Origin of the sequence: Vibrio sp. CUB2, from assembly GCF_001557945.1 — a bacterium.
GTDB lineage: Bacteria > Pseudomonadota > Gammaproteobacteria > Enterobacterales > Vibrionaceae > Vibrio > Vibrio owensii.
On the sequence record NZ_LNRB01000008.1, the window covers coordinates 130,961 to 147,677 of the forward strand.

The following is a 16,717-nucleotide window of genomic DNA, read 5'->3' on the forward strand; positions in this document are numbered from 1 at the left end:
TGATTCGTTCAAAGCATGGCTCCAGATACAACACTCTAGGGAAACAAATGGAAAACTGGTTAGCACAAGGCATTGGTGGCATTGCGTTTATGGTTGGCGTGATGGCATTCTGGCAAAAAGACGACATGCGCTTTCGCTATCAGATGATGGCGTTTTGTTTCATCATGGGTATTCACTTTACCCTGATGGGCGCAACCGTCGCCACCATTGGTGTGATCATTAATGGCATTCGCAGTTTCGCCTCAATCAAAACTCAATCACGTAAAGTAATGTGGTTCTTCATTGCTCTGATGTGGCTGATGACCCTTCCAAACATCACTCACTTTTTTGAGCTACTCACGGTGATAGGATCATCCGTCGCCACTTGGGCGCTTTTTTCCAAACAAGGCATCACCCTACGCAGCTTAATTTTGTTTAATTCCTTCTGTTGGGTCAGCCACAATATTTGGCTTGGCTCTATCGGTGGTTCATTGGTCGAGAGTACATTTATCATCACCAATTTACTGACCATCTATCGCTTGTATCAAACTAAGATGAATCAGAATGAAACTTGTTAAATATGCTAATTCACAAGAGCTAACCAACTTACGCCGAATGAAAATCAACCTTCTGACAAATAGGGGGAATGTAGAGTTGAAGATAAGACTCGGACAGACGAAGGGCTTCTTTTGCCAGTTCAGGGGTGATGTAGCCATATTTGCGGTAAGAGAGAGAATAGATTTTGTCGGCAACTTGCAGGGATATAGCAAAAATATTAATCGGTTGAGGTAACTGAGGAATGTCGAAGAACTGGCGATAAATCATCTCAACTTGATGCCCTAGCTCAAGATCGTGTTCTGTATCTGCATGACCTAACTCTGCAAACGTGTGGCGCCCTAATATCAACTTTTTGGCAATTGGATTGTTATTGTAGTAATTCACATAAGCGGTTTCTATCATTCGATTAATATCGGTCCAATGTAGAACTTGTTCTTCATCAACACATTGCTTTAATAATAAATCGAAATCGACAAAAACATTCTCCAATAAACTATGAAATAAGTTTTCTATATTCGGATAATGATGATAAACCGTTGACGTTGCCATTCCGCACTCTTTAGCAACGTCGTACATCGAAATATCTGTCGCTTCTCGCCTTTCCATCAAGCGGACAACTGCTTCGTTAATTTTCAACAATTTTGTTTCCGTACTAACTTTTCGCATCGTGATGTTGTCCTTCCAAATTTTAATTAACACCTAATATATAAGGTCACACTATCAATGTCCGCCAAAAGCGACCGTAACTTTGACATGCGACCTTATTGATTTGTGAATTAACTTATTTGCATATTATGCTTGTATATGTGTACCAGACTTCCCTTCAATGATTTCTAACGCAAAAGATAAATCACCGATATGACCACTTTGTCCTGTTTTTTCAACAAACTGGCAGCATGCATCAACTTTTGGTCCCATCGATCCTGCAGGGAAAGAATATTGCTTCATTTGCTCAATGGTCACATTCTCTAGCTTTTGCTCTTGTGGTGTTCCCCAGTTAAGACAAACGTGGGTGCCATCGGTCAGAATCAACAAATGCTCCGCCCCAATTTGTTCTGCGATTAATGCCGCTGTCATGTCCTTATCAATAACCGCTTCAAAACCGACATATGCCCCATCTTTTTCGATCACTGGCGCACCGCCACCACCACCACAAATAATCAGGTGTTCTTTTTCAAGTAAGTCTTTGATTGCTTTGATTTCTAAGATCTCTTGTGGTTTAGGAGAAGGGACGACACGACGCCAATGCGCACCATCAGGTTTCACAACCCAATGATTTGCCTCAGCAAGTTGTTTCGCTTGATCCTCGGTATAAACTGGACCGATGAACTTGGAGGGGTCTGCAACGGCAGGATCGTTTTCATCGACAACAATTCGCGTCAGTATCGTCGTGGTATAGCGGTCTTCAATCGCAGCATTAAGACCTTGCTGTATCAAATAACCAATCATGCCTTGCGTCTCTGCTCCAAGAACATCAAAAGGATAAGGAGGACAGTCTTTGTAAGCATTATTCTGCAAAGAAAGCAGACCGACTTGAGGACCATTACCATGCACAATGACTAAACGGTAGTTTTTACTCAATTCAGCCAGTGAACTCGCGGTTTGCGCGATACTTTTCTGTTGGTTTTCACAACTCATCACCTCTCCACGTTGCAATAGAGCGTTCCCCCCAACAGCCACAACAATAATAGGTTTTGACATATCTAAATCTCCAAATAAGTGACGTCAGAATAGACTCAATTCACTGTAATGAATTCACAGCAAAGGATTGGAGATAAAAATCACAATTCGATTCCTGTCCATATTTTGGCTTAGAAAACCTTATTGATATCACGAACTCATTATTATTAGTACACTGAAACTCGATATGTGATCTCGTATATATTTTTGTGCTTAGCTAAGTAAGAAAAATCTGAATTTCATAAATTGATCAAGAACAAGTATTTCGATAATTACGTTTTTTTCCTCTAAAAATGCCTAACTTCTTTTAATTTCCAGCGCAATTAACCTCTCCAAAGCCGATATTAAATTCGCATCAAGGTTCGTTACATAAATTTCACTTTTAATAATTGCCATATTCGGTAGTTAAGGAGCGAAACAATGAGCAACGAAACTCAAGGAAAAATGGGGGTCATGAGTATTGCACTATTTACGTTATGTGCAGTACTGGTGGTCGACACACTCACGGCATCCGCCAGTATCGGGGTCAGCTCAATCGGGTGGTGGGTCGTAATGCTGATCTTTTTTGTCATTCCCTATGGATTCATCACCTCGGAATTAAGCACGACCTACCCTGGTGACGGCGGTATTTATGATTGGGTAAAAGAGGCGTTCAATTTTAAATGGGCAGTTCGTACCACTTGGTTCTATTGGATCAACGTCGGTCTCTGGATGCCTGCGGTATACATCATGTTCGCAGGTATGTTCGCCGAGCTGTTTATGCCCGACCTTTCATTGTGGGGACAAATTGCGATTTGTATTGCACTCACATGGCTTACCGTTTGGATCTGTAACGTCTCAGCGGACATTGGGGTTTGGGTCACCAACATCGGTGCAATTCTAAAAATCTTGGTGATCGGCACATTGGGTGTAGGCGGTTTTATCTATGCGATGAAGCACGGTGTGGCGAATGAATTCACGCTTGCAGCAATGGTTCCTACGCTTGATTCAGCGGTGGCATTTCTTCCTGCCATTGTATTCAACCTAATGGGATTCGAATTGGTTGCAACTATGACCAAAGAGATGAAAGACGTACGCGATATGCCAAAAGCCGTATTCCTTTCTATTGGTATCACTGCGTTCCTCTACATCTTTGGAACCATTGGCATTCTGATGGCGTTACCTGTAGAGAGCATCGGCTTGGTTGCAGGCTTAATCGATACCTTCAAGACCCTGTTTGGTGATGGTCCGCTGGGCAATGCCATGGTGTATTTCTTTGGTGTCTGCGCTCTATTAACGCTCATCGGCAACATGGTGAGTTGGACAATGGGCGCAAGCCGTGCCGCCGCTGAAGCAGCACAAGAGGGCGAACTACCGGCCGCTGTTGCAAAGGTATCGGACAAAGGATCCCCAGTGGGTGCGAACAATATCACTGGCACTGTTTCTACCGTGGTGATCTTGTCATACGCCCTATTTGCTCAAGGTAATGACGATTTGTTTTGGTCCATCTTCGCCTTTTCAAGCTGCATTTTCTTATTGCCTTATCTGTTCATGTTCCCTGCTTATCTCAAGCTGCGCTTGGTAGATGGTGAACGCGAACGCCCATTTAAAGTCCCTGGCGGCATAGGGTTGCAGTTTGTGATGTCCATTGTGTGCTTCTTCGTGATTTTACAAGCAGTGGTGCTCTTCATCTTCCCGGAAGCACTTGACCTAACCGTTGCCGATTGGAACTACACCGCTCCGGTATTAATCGGCGTCATCACCACGATCTTAATTGGCGAGTGGATCTTACTCGGTGCCTTGAAACGCAAAAATCAACAAATGAAACAAAAAGCTGAGGCTTAGTTCAGGAGATAGACAATGAAAAAGCTATTAGAAACCACACCAAAGCAAGACGGGTTCAGAATGCCTGGTGAGCACGAACCTCAGAGTGAAATTTGGATGGCTTGGCCAGAGCGCACGGATAACTGGCGTAACGGTGCTAAGCCTGCGCAAAAAGTGTTTGCCGACGTCGCAAAGCAAATCAACAAAACCACACCTGTCACCATGCTGGTAAGCGCTGAGCAATATGACAATGCGGTATCTCGCTTACCTGATGATATTCGCGTTTTAGAAGTGTCGACCGATGACTCTTGGATGCGTGATATCGGCGCAAGCTATGTCGTAAATGACAACGGTGAGCGTCGTGGTGTCGACTGGGAGTTTAATGCTTGGGGTGGGTTTGTTGATGGTCTGTACTGGCCATGGAAACGCGATGATCAAGTGGCTCAGAAAATGTGTGAAATTACCGCTGATGCACGTTACAGAGCGCCAATAATCCTTGAAGGTGGCTCAATCCACATCGATGGCGAAGGCACCTTGTACACCACAGAAGAGTGCCTACTGGACGAGAGCCGTAACCCAGATCTTAGTAAGGAAGATCTGAGCAAAATTCTCCGTGAGCACCTTAATGTGGAGAAAATAGTTTGGTTGCCTCGTGGCTTATACAACGACGAAACCAATGGCCACGTCGATAACATTCTCCACATCGTCAAACCCGGAGAAGTGGTTTTGACTTGGTGTGATGACCCGACTGATCCGCAGTACGAAATCAGTCGCGAAGCCTACGACTGCCTAACAAATCAAAGAGACGCGAAAGACCGAAAAATCAAAGTCCATAAGCTGCCAATGCCAGGTCCTTTGTACATGGCAAAAGAAGAAGCAGCAGGGATTGATATTGCCGAAGGGATGGAGCGTGAAGCCGGTGAGCGTCTGGCCGCCTCATACGCGAACTATCTCATCACGAACAACCAGATTGTTCTACCTCTACTCGATAAGCGATACGACGCAGAGGTGATTGCGCTCTTAGAGGAGCTCTACCCTGGCTATGAAGTAAACGGTGTGCCTGCTCGTGAGATTTTGCTCGGTGGCGGAAATATCCACTGCATTACTCAACAAGTACCTCAAGTTTAAATCCATACGAATCCAACGACTCAAAATAAAAGGGGCGAGCTTAGGTAAGCCCCAAATGAAAATAGGAATATGATTATGAAATTACCTTCTTCAAGTGCAACTGACCTACACAAAGCAAACATTGAGCATATGGTGTCTATGAAAGATTTCTCAGTCCGAGAAATGGACAACATGATGGAATTGATGAGCTACCTAAAACAAGCGCGTAAAGACAATGCTGTACCACAACTGTTCAAAGGAAAGTCAGTAGGGATGATTTTCGAAGCCGGCTCGACTCGCACACGCGTTTCATTTGAAGTTGCCGCAACGCTACTTGGTGGTCACGCTTTGTTCCTATCGCCAAAAGACATCCATCTTGGCGGCAAAGAATCGATTGATGATACCTCACGTGTTTTGTCACGCATGTGTGATGTGATCATGGCTCGCACTAACAGCCCTGAAACGCTAGATGGTTTGTTAAACATGTCTACCGTACCGGTTATCAACGGCCTAGATACCCGTTTCCATCCAACGCAAATGCTGGCTGACTTATTTACCATTCGCGAGCACATCACTGATGGTCGTCAGCTTAATGAACTGACGTTGGCATTCATGGGTGACGCTACCGATGTATGCCGTTCATTAATGCTAACTTGTGCGAAATACGGCATGGGCTTTAAACAAATTGGGCCGGTTAGATACCACATGGAACCAGAATGGGTCGAGCTTGCAGAATCGTTCTGCAAAGAGTCTGGCGGTCATATTGAGATCACCGATGATGTGGAGCGAATTAGCGATTGTGATGTGGTCTACGGCGACAGCTTCTACTGGGTTACTCAAATGGATGAGAAAGAAGAGCGCTTAGCTGCCTTCATGCCTGATTACGTGATCACTGAAGAGTTAATGGCAAAAGCGAAGCCAGGTGCAATGCTTCTGCACTGCTTACCTGCGAACGATAAAGAGGAAGTCACTCGCGGTGCGCTAGAAAGTGAATACTCTGTGGCATTCGACGAAGCAGAGAACCGCCTAACGGCGCAAATGGCCATCTTGGTTTACTTCACTCATAAAGATGCAATCACGCCAAGCGAAGAAACCATCAAGCGTCACGAAGACAAAATCCTGACCTTCCTCAGCACCCTATAACGATCTCATTCACTAACTAACGTTTTTATTCGGCACACATAGCCAGACTTGCCTCTGTTTCGCGTGGTTAGTCTGGCTATCTATTGCCTGGAGGAACACACCCACAGCGTTCCGACAGCAGCCAGAATTGGAGAACATTCGAAATGCACGGCGAAATCATCAAAGTCTCTAGAAATACAGAAAATGCACCAATCAACGACGGCTCAACTCAATCAGTGGCTTTCTCCCATTACAACAATATCTCAGCGCAACTGCCGATTGACCCAGAAAGCCAAAAGTTAGTGGAAGGAGGCATCAAAGAGCAAACTAAGCAATGCTTAAGCAATATTAGGTCAATCGTGGATAGCATTGAGCACAGCTTAAATGACGTCGTTAAAATCACGATTTATCTTAAATCTATGACCGATCTGGATGCTGTCGATGAAGTTTATAAACAATACTTCATCAGCCACCTTCCAACTCGAAGCGTAATTGCCGTTGCTGCACTGCCTTTGGAAGGCGCTTTAGTTCAAATCGACGCGCTGATTTCGAACGGCGAAGGAACACACCCTCAAGAACCTTGCGAGCTGATCAAGCTGGTAAGAAACACAGTAAAAGCCCCAGCCAGTTTGCTGTCGAGCCAAAGTGTTGCGTTCTCACATTACAACCACATTTCAGCCCAACTGCCGATCGAACCAGAAACAGGCAATATTGCTGAGGGCGGGATCAAAGCGCAAACTCGACAATGTTTGAAAAACATCAAGAGCATACTGAATAGTATTGATGTCCCTTTTGATGACATTGTTAAACTCAATATCCATCTGAGAAGTCTCGACGACGCCTTTGCTGTCAATCAAGTCTACAGCACATTTTTTCCAGACTCAGCGATAGCAAGAAGCGTTGCCTACGTGCCCGCTCGTACTATCATCAAAGCTGAGGGGTTACCAATGGACGCCTTAGTGCAAATAGACGCGACGGTTTCTCATGGAGACGGAACGCCACCACAAGCCGTTGAAGATCGACATGGGATTGTGATTCGCGCCCACAACACAGAGGCGGCACCAATCAGCAAGTTCTCAACTCAAACTGTCGCTTTCTCGCATTACAATAACGTTTCTGCACAACTGCCAATCCATCCGTCGAGTGGCAAAGTCATTGCCAATGACATAGGCGAGCAAACCATGCAATGCTTAGACAACATCAAAGCCATCATCAAAAGCGTGCACCATGTAATGGACGACATCGTGAAGCTGAATATTCAGCTCAAAGATATCAGTGACTTGCAAGTCGTGGAGGATGTTTTAGCAAGCTACTTTTATAAAGAACTTCCAGCGCGCACTGTCATCGGTGTATCAGAAATCTTTATGGACGCTTCTATCCAAATAGACGCTATCGTTTCTAATGGTGAAGGCACATTTCCAAAAGAAGAGCTTAGCTACTGAGCCTCATAAAATTATCGAGAAAAAAGGTCAGCCCAACCGCTGACCTTGTTTTTTTCCCGTGTTTTGTTTGCAAGACATATTGCCAAAACCCAAGACTTCAAAGCGCACCTATAAACAGCCAAAATACTCCAACAATTTTGCGCGAAATGAAGACAAATATCTTTGTGATGTGCCTTCTAAAAGAAGCTGCAAAATTATGGCGTGATACAGCAAAGCATCAAGTATAAAGCGACGCTTTAAATCTCCCCTTTTCTTTTGAAATCAGACTTCTAATGAAAATGCGGGAAGAACCCTCACTCCGCCCTCTGTCAGAGCTTTGTCAAGACAGAGAACACACTCTTCTCCTCACATAAAACCTTCACATCACGGTCATAATCTAGGGTCTAAAATTACCCTTGAACTCGTGTCTACGGACGAAATTTTCAATCGTTAGTTGTGGGAGGTTGCTATGGAAAAGTACTGTCCAATATGTCAAACAGAGTTGATCGATAGAAGTCACTATCTTATCTGTCCTAGAAACAATATTGGCGAATGCGCGTATGATGGCTACGAGGATCACCACAACCATTGCTGTCATGAAGTGGGCGAAAACACCCGTGAGAAAGAATTGGTCGCTTTAGATTAAACAAATCAAACAGCGACGAAGCATAAAAATGCCACTCTATGTTGAGTGGCATTTTTCTTTGTATTGTCTGAGATTTACGGGCAGGTTACATCTACACTACCAACCAAAGTACTATCGGCTTGGACTTCAATGTTAAAACTATTGCCATTGGTTGATTTGAGACATGTCACTGAAACCGAGTAGGTTCCATCATTGTTATCCACAATATCACTAAATGAGCCAAATCCCCCAGCTGTGAATATGAATGCGTCCGAAGAAGAGTCAACAGTCACTACGTGCCCTCCATGCCCTAAATCGGTACCACTCGAATCTTTAAGCGTGATTGTGATATCACCTGAACCATTTAACTCCGTAGGTGTTACAACACTTTCTGCAGCATCGACTTGGGTAACCGTTAAAGGCAACGAATTACTCAATGAGAGATCCCCAACAGCTGCACTCACGACATAACTGCCTGCTGTATCTGCAGTAACTGACACCGTGTATGTACCATCACCATTATCTACGGGGGTGCCATAGCTTAAACCCGTACCTTGTGGACTCAGCACCAACTCTCCGTAGCTTTGTGTGTAAGCACTGCCATCAGCTTTCTTTAAAGCAACCGTGATAACTGCACTATGAGCGCCCCCCACACCAAAAGTGGAAATATCACTCGTGATGGTAGACTGAGAAGCGCTTGGCGCTACCGCCTCAAATGTGAGGTTTAATGTACCAATGGTTCCAGAGTCATAGGTCGCGGTAACAGTGACCTCTCCAGCAACGCTAGCGCTAACACTGCTTGTATACACCCCATCGCCTGTATTCACTAATTCCGTCTTATCAGCATGGCCCGCTGTAATCGTGAGCTCAGGACCGTTCGATGATGGTACAAACGCATTACCAGCGTAGTCTTTCAGCGTGACTGTCAACTGAGCAGTGCTGTTGCCATCTGCTGCAATAGTGGTGATATCGGCTTGCAATGTCGACTGCGATAAATCAATGACGGCATTAAAAGTGAGCTCAACATCGTTAGCCAACTGAGTGCTACCTATTCTCGCACCACAGGTATAAGTACCTGCGTTCACCGTTGTAAAGACAGCAGTATACGAACCATCACCGTTGTCTGTATTTGATACTTCCGTTACCCCACTAGGCACAGAGAATGAAATCTCCCCCGCGGACGATGTATAGTCAGCACCATTGGTGTCTTTTAGCTGAACCATTACGGTGATCTGGTCACTACCATCTGCATTCGCGGAGTCTTTATCACGGCTGAACGCTGCTGCAGATAGATTTAAGACTTGAGCATAAGACAAAGAAATAGAGCTGGATAACTGGTTGCCACCAATCGACACTCCTGCTGATTTAGTACCGGAGCTCGAACTAGAGAAACTCACAGTATAAGTACCATCACTATTATCTTGAGAAGTAACTACACTCACGCCTGCTGGTAATGAGAGCTGAAGAGTGCCGCCTGAACTTGTGTAGTTGTTACCTTCCGTATCTTTCAATTGAATGGTTACTGTGATCACATCGGATCCGTCGGCATTCGCAGAACTTTTATCACGAGTAAATTCAGTGTTGCTGAGGTCAAGAACTGGAGTAAATTCAAAGGAAATGGATTCAGCAAATTTACTGCCGTCTAGCGAAGCTCCCACTGTGTAGGAGCCTGACGTAGAGCTTTTGTACTTCACAGTATAAGAGCCATCGCCATTATCTTGGCTGTCGAACTTAGTTAACCCATTTGGTGTATCAAAAACGACTGCACCGCCAGAACTGGTGTAATCATCCCCCTCTTTGTCTTTTAGCTGCAAGGTCACGGTAATAACGTCAACACCATCTGCGCTTGCTGAACTCTTATCAAGTGAGAAGTCAGCGCTGTTGGTATCTAACACAGGAATAAACTCTACTGTCGCAGAGCCTCCTAAGGCATTGTCATCAATCTTACCGGAGATAACGACTTCTTGCGCTTTTGTAGACGTCACCTTGGCGCTATAAGTACCATCGCCATTCGAAGTAACCCCAGAAATCATGACCTCTTCAGCAGGTTCAGCACTCAAGGTAAGATCACCTGAATTCGATTCACGAGCCGTACCAAACTCATCGCGCTCCTGAACGGTAATAATGATTTCAGCGACACCGTCCGCCAGCGCTTCTGTGTTCTCAGCAAAAACGAACGTTTGAAGGTAATCAATCGGTAATTCGGCAAGACAATATTCATTGGAGCTTGGTAACTGAATATCAAAAGTGATCGCATTATCGGCGCTCGTCGTGGCGGTTGTACGTTCACCCCAGTAATAACGGTTCTCAAAGTAAGAATAGGCTGAGCCCATGTATTCAATCGACTCGACCGCATCACTTTGCGTGGCGTTACCATCAGAGTCTGTTCTCCCCCATAAATAGTGAGAATAGTCTTGGTTGTACATCCAAAAATACGCTTCAGGTGCGGCTTTAAAGCGCGTGACGGCCATATCGTCGTCGGTACATACCAAGCGGGTTTTAATGGCTTGGTCAATTTTGTCACACAATTGAAGTGACATAAGTGAAATAGTGGTCGTGTCTGCTTTGGCGGTAAATTCTACTTGTGCCCAAGTCTGCCCACCGTAGTAATAGAGTCGATATAACCCGTCTTCAACCAAGTTGGAAAACGTAATGCTATCCCCATTTACTTCACCCGAACTTTCATAAGAATAACCGGAATATAAGTAGTAATAGCCGGAGTCGACTGTCTGAGTTTTCGTTTCGTCGATTGGGCAAACTAACGACAGCCCTGTTTCGATATCAATACGAGGAGGGTTTACAATATTCAAGGTCGCCTTGAACGATTTAGTGGAGTCACTCGATACACCAAAACAAAAGTCATCGAGATCGAGCCCTTCTGAACCATCGGCTACTTCAATTACCTCACCGTCCACTTCGATCGACGCCAGTAAGCTATTACCTTGGCTGTCGAGCAGATCAAAATGGCCAGCAAAGGCAGGCACTCGATTGATGTTTAACTTTTCAGGGTCATCGCCCCACCCAGAAGGCTTGTAAGCCCAACCACCGCCGGCTTTGGCGAAGGAAAGGCGTAATTTTTGATTATTGGGGGCGCCATTCGCATCCACAACGTCGACATCAAGTTGACAACGATCTTGTCCATACCAATCCAGATTGTAGTATGAGAGGTGAGTGATTGGTTTCGAGACGGTAAAGGTGTTTTCGTTTTCTTGCTCTATGACGGCATCACCTTCATAGCGCCATTTACCCGTAGAGTCGGTATAGCTCCAAATAGGAATCGTGCCGTCATCCAAAGATAGTGGTTCACCTGTTTGCGGATTTATCGTGGATTTTGGAACTTCAAATGCCAAGGTAACCCCTTCGCCATCAAACGATGACACTTTGTTGCCGCTCTCATCACCAATCTCAATCGCAACAAAACCAGCAGAAATAAAGGTCACGCTGTCAGGAGAGGTAATATCGCTTGGGAGCTCACCATCAAATCCATCTGGTGATAAACCACCAGGGAAAAGGTATAGCGGGTTATTCTCATCATCAGCTAGGCCTTTTGGATCCGCTGAAAACAGCATCATCGAAACAGAAACCTCTCCTAAAGGCGTAAAAGGCTGCCCATCTTCACCGATGAACCCCGTGCCAGCAGGAATCGATAACTTGGCAGTTGCGCCATCAAGGATTTTTCCTCCATCCGTGCTGTCATCTTTGCTAACTGTCGCGACATCCACCTGAGAACTGGTGACGTGACCATCTAAGTCAACACGTTCTTCCGCAAAAGTAGTTGCCTCTTCAGCCTTTTCTGACTTAGGAACAATTTCAATCCAATAGTTATCGGACATCTTGGTTTGGGTCAGATCAAACACTTGAGAGTTAGAGAAAAAACCATCCCCTCTCACAATCACCGTCATCTTAGCCACACCACCATTCACATCGCTGGCGTTATCGACATCGAATGTGAATGGCACAATGCCAGATTCAGGCACTACCACAACGTTACTTTGAAATGCTTCCCCCTGATCGAAACCAGCCACTTCTCTTCCTAGAACATCTTGTACTCGAACGGTAAACGTCTCATTCTGATTGGCAACATCGAAAACAAACAGCAGTTCTAGATTAGACATTTCGGTCTCATCAACTCGATTAGAGACATTAAGTGACAAGCTTTGTTGGTGAGAGATTTGAGACGTTAATGAGGTGGTCGTTTCAGTGGTAGAGTCATTACAGCCTGAGATGGCAAGCAAAGACATCACTCCCATCAGGCAATACAACCCCGCCCTTCTGCACGTGTTGATCATAACCATAACCTAGCCTTTATTTTTATATGAAACACAATACACATAAATAGCAGCTAAATAATACACCTGCATGATGTATGGGCAAAATCATACTCAGAGCACATTAGGATGAAACAAGTGTTTTGCTATTCATTTGGGCATTTTCTGCGATACAAATAAAAAAGCACCACATCTTTCAACATGGTGCTTTTGGGGGGGAAATTCAGGGGCGGTTTATAGCACGGCTTTGCGGCTTGGTAAGAACACTTCGCCTAACATGCAGCGTACAGAGCCACCGCCGATCGATTCGATGGTAGAAACGTCGAATGGCAGCAATTTGCCGTGGGTCGCCAGTTGATTTTTTTGTGCTGGTGAGAACGCATCGTAAGCCGATTGAGACATAGCAATAACCTTATCGCCACGTACCGTTTCCAGCTGAAGGATGTTGCCGCAGAACTGGTTCATCTGCTCAAGAGAAATCGAGATCACCTGCTTATCTTTCGCCAATGATTTAAGCACAAAGCGACGCTCAAACTCAGGGATCACTTCATCACAAATCACGCAGAACTGCTCACCCACCGCCATCATCACGTTAGTGTGGTAAATCGGCGCGCCAGAAGGCAAACGGGTTTGGAAAGAAATCACGCGATCGTAACCAATGCGCTTGGCATAATCTTCTAACACCAGACGATCACAACGCTGTGAAAGCGCGGCATAAACGGTTTTGTTGAAGTGGTCGAACACCATCACGCCTGTGCTTTCTAGGTAGGCTTCTTCTCCGAGGTATTCGGTTAATGAATCTTGTTGATGCACTTCACGACCCGCTTTTGCTAATGCGGCGACCAGCGCATCTGGGCGAACTTCATGCTGACGGTTTTCACACGCCATCGGGAAGGTATACAAAGTGCCTTCTGGAGTGGTGCTAAACCAGTTATTCGGGAACACAGCATCTGGCGTGGCAATATCCGATTGAGGGTAATCAAACTCAACGACTTGCACGCCTTCTTTACGCAATGTTTCAACCATCGCGGAAAATTCAGCCATGGTGTTACGTGAGACCTCTTCTTGAGTCAGAGAAACTTGGTGTTGAAACTCGTTATCTTGCGCGGTTTCTTCGTTAAAGCGAAACTCTTTCGGCGGCACCATCACAACGCAATTTGCGGTATGACGCAGAGCACTTTGCGTGCTTTCTTCTTTTCCATGTGCATTCTGAGGCACTGATTCGTGTAATAGCATCCAAACATTCCTTTTCACTAGAATGATGAGATTGTAAATTTATTGTTAACTTCGGTTTTGCTGTTTTTAATAATAAATTCATCAGCCAAAGGTAAATATTTCTGACAAAAACTCTTTTTGCCCGACTTTTTATTGTCACCGTGCTGATTTACGGTTTTGTGGCGTGTGAATGACAATCTCAAGAACAATGCACAAGTGAATTCTTTATAACCAACTAGTTACATTTAAAATGCAATCGGTTAGACTATTTTTTCGCCTCTCTCACATACGTAATTTGTCTGCTTTTCTGGCTAGCAGACCTCAATATGTCTTATCACCACGTTCAGTGTTTCGACCTCGTCCAAGGTAGAAAGAATTGATGAATTCACTCTCTGACGTGGCAATGTTTTAACTTTAGGATGAGTTATGTTTAAACGATTTGAAGGCTTTACTGAGCCGTTCCCCAAATCACAGCCTGACCAACCCCCAACTGGGATTTACGCCTTCTTACGCCATTACACGCGTGGCTTTGAGAAACCGCTGATCATCATGTCGATCATGTCGACGATTGTGGCAATCGTAGAAGTGTCTCTGTTTGGTGCCATGGGTCAGTTGGTTGATTGGCTATCCACCAGCAATCCAGAAACCTTTTTGCAAGACAACAAAGCGGACCTTATTTTCTACGGCTCTTTATTGCTGGTTGTCATGCCAGTTTTAGTGGTGGTTTACTCGTTGCTGATTCACCAAACTTTGCTGGGTAACTACCCGATGTCGGTACGTTGGCTTGCACACCGTTACTTGCTTAATCAAAGTCTGAACTTCTATCAGGATGATTTTGCAGGGCGTGTCGCCACCAAGGTGATGCAAACCTCTTTGGCGGTGCGAGAAACCGTCATGAAGACGATGGACGTGTTTGTTTATGTCTTGGTTTACTTCACCAGTATTATCGTGATGCTGGCGGCGGCTGACTGGCGCTTGATGATCCCAATGTTGGTTTGGCTAATGGCGTACATCGCTATTCAGATCCACTTTGTTCCGAAACTAAAGGCCGTGGCTACTGAGCAAGCCGATGCACGCTCCACCATGACTGGGCGCATTGTCGACAGCTACACCAACATTCAAACCGTGAAGTTGTTCTCGCACAGTAAACGAGAAACCGAGTACGCCGAAGAAGGCATGAAAGGCTTCTTGAATACCGTGTATCGCCAAATGCGCTTGGTGACCGGCTTCGACGTAGCGGTAGAGATCTCCAATTATCTCTTGGTGTTCTCAGTGGCTGCGCTGTCGATTTATTTGTGGCTGGATAGCGCGATTAGCGTTGGTGCCATTGCGATTGCTGTCAGCTTAGCTCTGCGTATCAACGGTATGTCGATGTGGATCATGTGGGAAGTCGGGGCCCTATTCGAAAACTTGGGTACTGTAGTAGATGGCATGAAAACGCTGTCTAAACCTATCGACATCAAAGACAAAGCCGATGCGAAAGATCTGCAAGTTTCTCAAGGCGGCATCCACTTCGATAACGTTAGCTTCCATTATGGTGAGAAAAAAGGCGTGATTAACAACCTCGACCTTAATATCAAACCGGGTGAGAAAGTGGGCTTAGTTGGACGATCTGGCGCAGGTAAATCCACCTTAGTGAACTTGTTATTGCGCTTCCACGATGTAGAAGAAGGCTGCATCAAGATTGATGGGCAGGAAATCTCGAGCGTCACGCAAGACTCGCTGCGCTCGAATATTGGTATGGTGACGCAAGATACGTCTTTGCTACACCGCTCAATCCGCGACAATATCTTGTATGGCAATCCAGATGCAAGTGAAGAAGACCTGATTAAAGCGACTAAGCAAGCGCACGCACACGAGTTTATCGAAACCCTAACCGACCCGTTCGGCAACGTGGGTTACGATGCGCAAGTGGGTGAGCGCGGTGTGAAACTGTCTGGTGGTCAACGCCAGCGTATTGCAATTTCACGCGTGCTGCTAAAAGACGCACCTTTGCTGGTACTTGATGAAGCGACTTCAGCACTGGATTCAGAAGTTGAAGCTGCCATTCAAGAAAGCTTGAACGAGCTAATGCAAGGCAAAACCGTTATCGCCATCGCGCACCGTTTGTCGACCATTGCACAAATGGATCGTTTGATTGTGCTTGATAAAGGCAACATCGTCGAACAAGGTACACACAAAGAGCTTATTGCCAACAACGGCATTTACGCTCAGCTATGGGCGCACCAGACAGGTGGCTTCCTTGGGGAAGAGTTGGAGAGTTAATCTTTCTACTGCCCCATTGCACTAAGCAATACAATCAAAGGCGATTCGGTTTAAGCCACCGAGTCGCCTTTTCTATATCTGCCTTCTAACAGCCTTGTTAAAAGAATTTTGCTTTAAGCACGGACTGCGCCAGAAAAGCTGCGGCATAAAAAATTCTTAATTATTAAGTAAGGCGCGAAACTTTCTCATATTAGCTTTGTCTGATACTCCATGTTTTGTATTCAGCCATCAATAACCCCCTTCTCATGATCTCTTTCAAGCACAGGCAAAACCTGACGAAATGGACACTACTGCTCGTGTGGTGGGTCGTTGGTGTGTGTCTGGCAAACAACATCGGCTTTATCCAGAGTTGCGTGCTTGAATACTCCGAAGATGGCGCTGTTGCACAAACTCTGATGCAAGCAACCGACAGTGGAGAAGAGACTGCATCGAAATGTGAGTTATCAGAACACCTGATTAACCTCGACCAACATCATATCGCTGATCAGGCAGTGTTGGTTTATACGATAGCGCTAGCACTCATCCTGTGGCTGTTATCGACAACACCTTATTTCCCACCATTTACTGAGCCGATCTTACATAAGGGTAGGCGAGTACACCTCAAGATATGTGTCTTTAGAGAATGAGTTTTCGAGCGTTCTAGTAACACTCAAAAAATTCATCTTTAAGGAAAC

11 protein-coding genes are annotated in these 16,717 nt (G+C 45.3%); 7 read left to right on the forward strand and 4 right to left on the reverse strand.

Annotated features, from left to right (window positions below):
* Window positions 1–47 precede the first annotated feature (47 nt).
* Window positions 48–557, forward strand: coding sequence for a YgjV family protein (locus tag ATB78_RS14625; protein WP_061009030.1), 510 nt, complete (start codon window positions 48–50; stop codon window positions 555–557).
* A gap of 28 nt (window positions 558–585) precedes the next feature.
* Here the strand turns inward: ATB78_RS14625 and ATB78_RS14630 are convergent, their stop codons facing one another.
* Complete coding sequence (locus ATB78_RS14630) at window positions 586–1,203, reverse strand: TetR/AcrR family transcriptional regulator (protein ID WP_020194162.1); 618 nt, start codon at window positions 1,201–1,203, stop codon at window positions 586–588.
* Between the two features lie 126 nt (window positions 1,204–1,329).
* On the reverse strand, window positions 1,330–2,238 hold the full coding sequence (arcC, locus tag ATB78_RS14635; RefSeq protein ID WP_061009031.1) for a carbamate kinase: 909 nt from the start codon (window positions 2,236–2,238) through the stop codon (window positions 1,330–1,332).
* Between the two features lie 399 nt (window positions 2,239–2,637).
* Between arcC and ATB78_RS14640 the strand changes: the two genes are divergently transcribed.
* The 4 genes from ATB78_RS14640 to ATB78_RS14655 all read left to right on the forward strand — a co-directional run bounded on the left by ATB78_RS14640 (window position 2,638) and on the right by ATB78_RS14655 (window position 7,691).
* On the forward strand, window positions 2,638–4,041 hold the full coding sequence (locus tag ATB78_RS14640) for an APC family permease (protein ID WP_061009032.1): 1,404 nt from the start codon (window positions 2,638–2,640) through the stop codon (window positions 4,039–4,041).
* A gap of 15 nt (window positions 4,042–4,056) precedes the next feature.
* Window positions 4,057–5,148, forward strand: coding sequence for an agmatine deiminase (gene aguA, locus ATB78_RS14645; RefSeq protein WP_061009033.1), 1,092 nt, complete (start codon window positions 4,057–4,059; stop codon window positions 5,146–5,148).
* Between the two features lie 75 nt (window positions 5,149–5,223).
* Window positions 5,224–6,270, forward strand: coding sequence for an ornithine carbamoyltransferase (gene argF, locus ATB78_RS14650; protein ID WP_061009034.1), 1,047 nt, complete (start codon window positions 5,224–5,226; stop codon window positions 6,268–6,270).
* 143 nt (window positions 6,271–6,413) lie between these two features.
* Entirely contained in the window at window positions 6,414–7,691 is a 1,278-nt protein-coding gene (locus ATB78_RS14655; RefSeq protein ID WP_061009035.1) for a RidA family protein, read from the forward strand.
* A gap of 699 nt (window positions 7,692–8,390) precedes the next feature.
* Here ATB78_RS14655 and ATB78_RS14660 read toward each other — a convergent pair.
* Together ATB78_RS14660 and ATB78_RS14665 are read right to left on the reverse strand one after the other, a co-directional pair.
* Window positions 8,391–12,410 (reverse strand): Ig-like domain-containing protein, encoded by a 4,020-nt coding sequence (locus ATB78_RS14660; protein WP_240537402.1) that lies wholly within the window; start codon window positions 12,408–12,410, stop codon window positions 8,391–8,393.
* A 387-nt stretch (window positions 12,411–12,797) separates the two neighbouring features.
* The gene (locus ATB78_RS14665; protein WP_061009037.1) at window positions 12,798–13,799 is read right to left on the reverse strand and encodes an arginine deiminase-related protein; all 1,002 of its coding nucleotides are present in this window, start codon (window positions 13,797–13,799) and stop codon (window positions 12,798–12,800) included.
* A gap of 405 nt (window positions 13,800–14,204) precedes the next feature.
* On the opposite strand from ATB78_RS14665, the gene ATB78_RS14670 reads away from it, so the two are divergent.
* A complete protein-coding gene (locus tag ATB78_RS14670; protein ID WP_061009038.1) occupies window positions 14,205–16,043 on the forward strand; it encodes an ABC transporter ATP-binding protein in 1,839 nt (612 codons plus the stop codon).
* Window positions 16,044–16,339: 296 nt separating this feature from the next.
* A complete protein-coding gene (locus ATB78_RS14675; RefSeq protein WP_230599488.1) occupies window positions 16,340–16,669 on the forward strand; it encodes a hypothetical protein in 330 nt (109 codons plus the stop codon).
* Window positions 16,670–16,717 lie beyond the last annotated feature (48 nt).

Coding starts and splice junctions, on each gene's coding strand:
- ATB78_RS14640 (WP_061009032.1), top strand. CDS start 2,638: ATGAGCAACGAAACTCAAGGAAAAATGGGGGTCATGAGTATTGCACTA.
- arcC (WP_061009031.1), bottom strand. CDS start 2,238: ATGTCAAAACCTATTATTGTTGTGGCTGTTGGGGGGAACGCTCTATTG.
- ATB78_RS14665 (WP_061009037.1), bottom strand. CDS start 13,799: ATGCTATTACACGAATCAGTGCCTCAGAATGCACATGGAAAAGAAGAA.
- aguA (WP_061009033.1), top strand. CDS start 4,057: ATGAAAAAGCTATTAGAAACCACACCAAAGCAAGACGGGTTCAGAATG.
- ATB78_RS14660 (WP_240537402.1), bottom strand. CDS start 12,410: ATGTCTAATCTAGAACTGCTGTTTGTTTTCGATGTTGCCAATCAGAAT.
- ATB78_RS14670 (WP_061009038.1), top strand. CDS start 14,205: ATGTTTAAACGATTTGAAGGCTTTACTGAGCCGTTCCCCAAATCACAG.
- ATB78_RS14655 (WP_061009035.1), top strand. CDS start 6,414: ATGCACGGCGAAATCATCAAAGTCTCTAGAAATACAGAAAATGCACCA.
- argF (WP_061009034.1), top strand. CDS start 5,224: ATGAAATTACCTTCTTCAAGTGCAACTGACCTACACAAAGCAAACATT.
- ATB78_RS14630 (WP_020194162.1), bottom strand. CDS start 1,203: ATGCGAAAAGTTAGTACGGAAACAAAATTGTTGAAAATTAACGAAGCA.
- ATB78_RS14625 (WP_061009030.1), top strand. CDS start 48: ATGGAAAACTGGTTAGCACAAGGCATTGGTGGCATTGCGTTTATGGTT.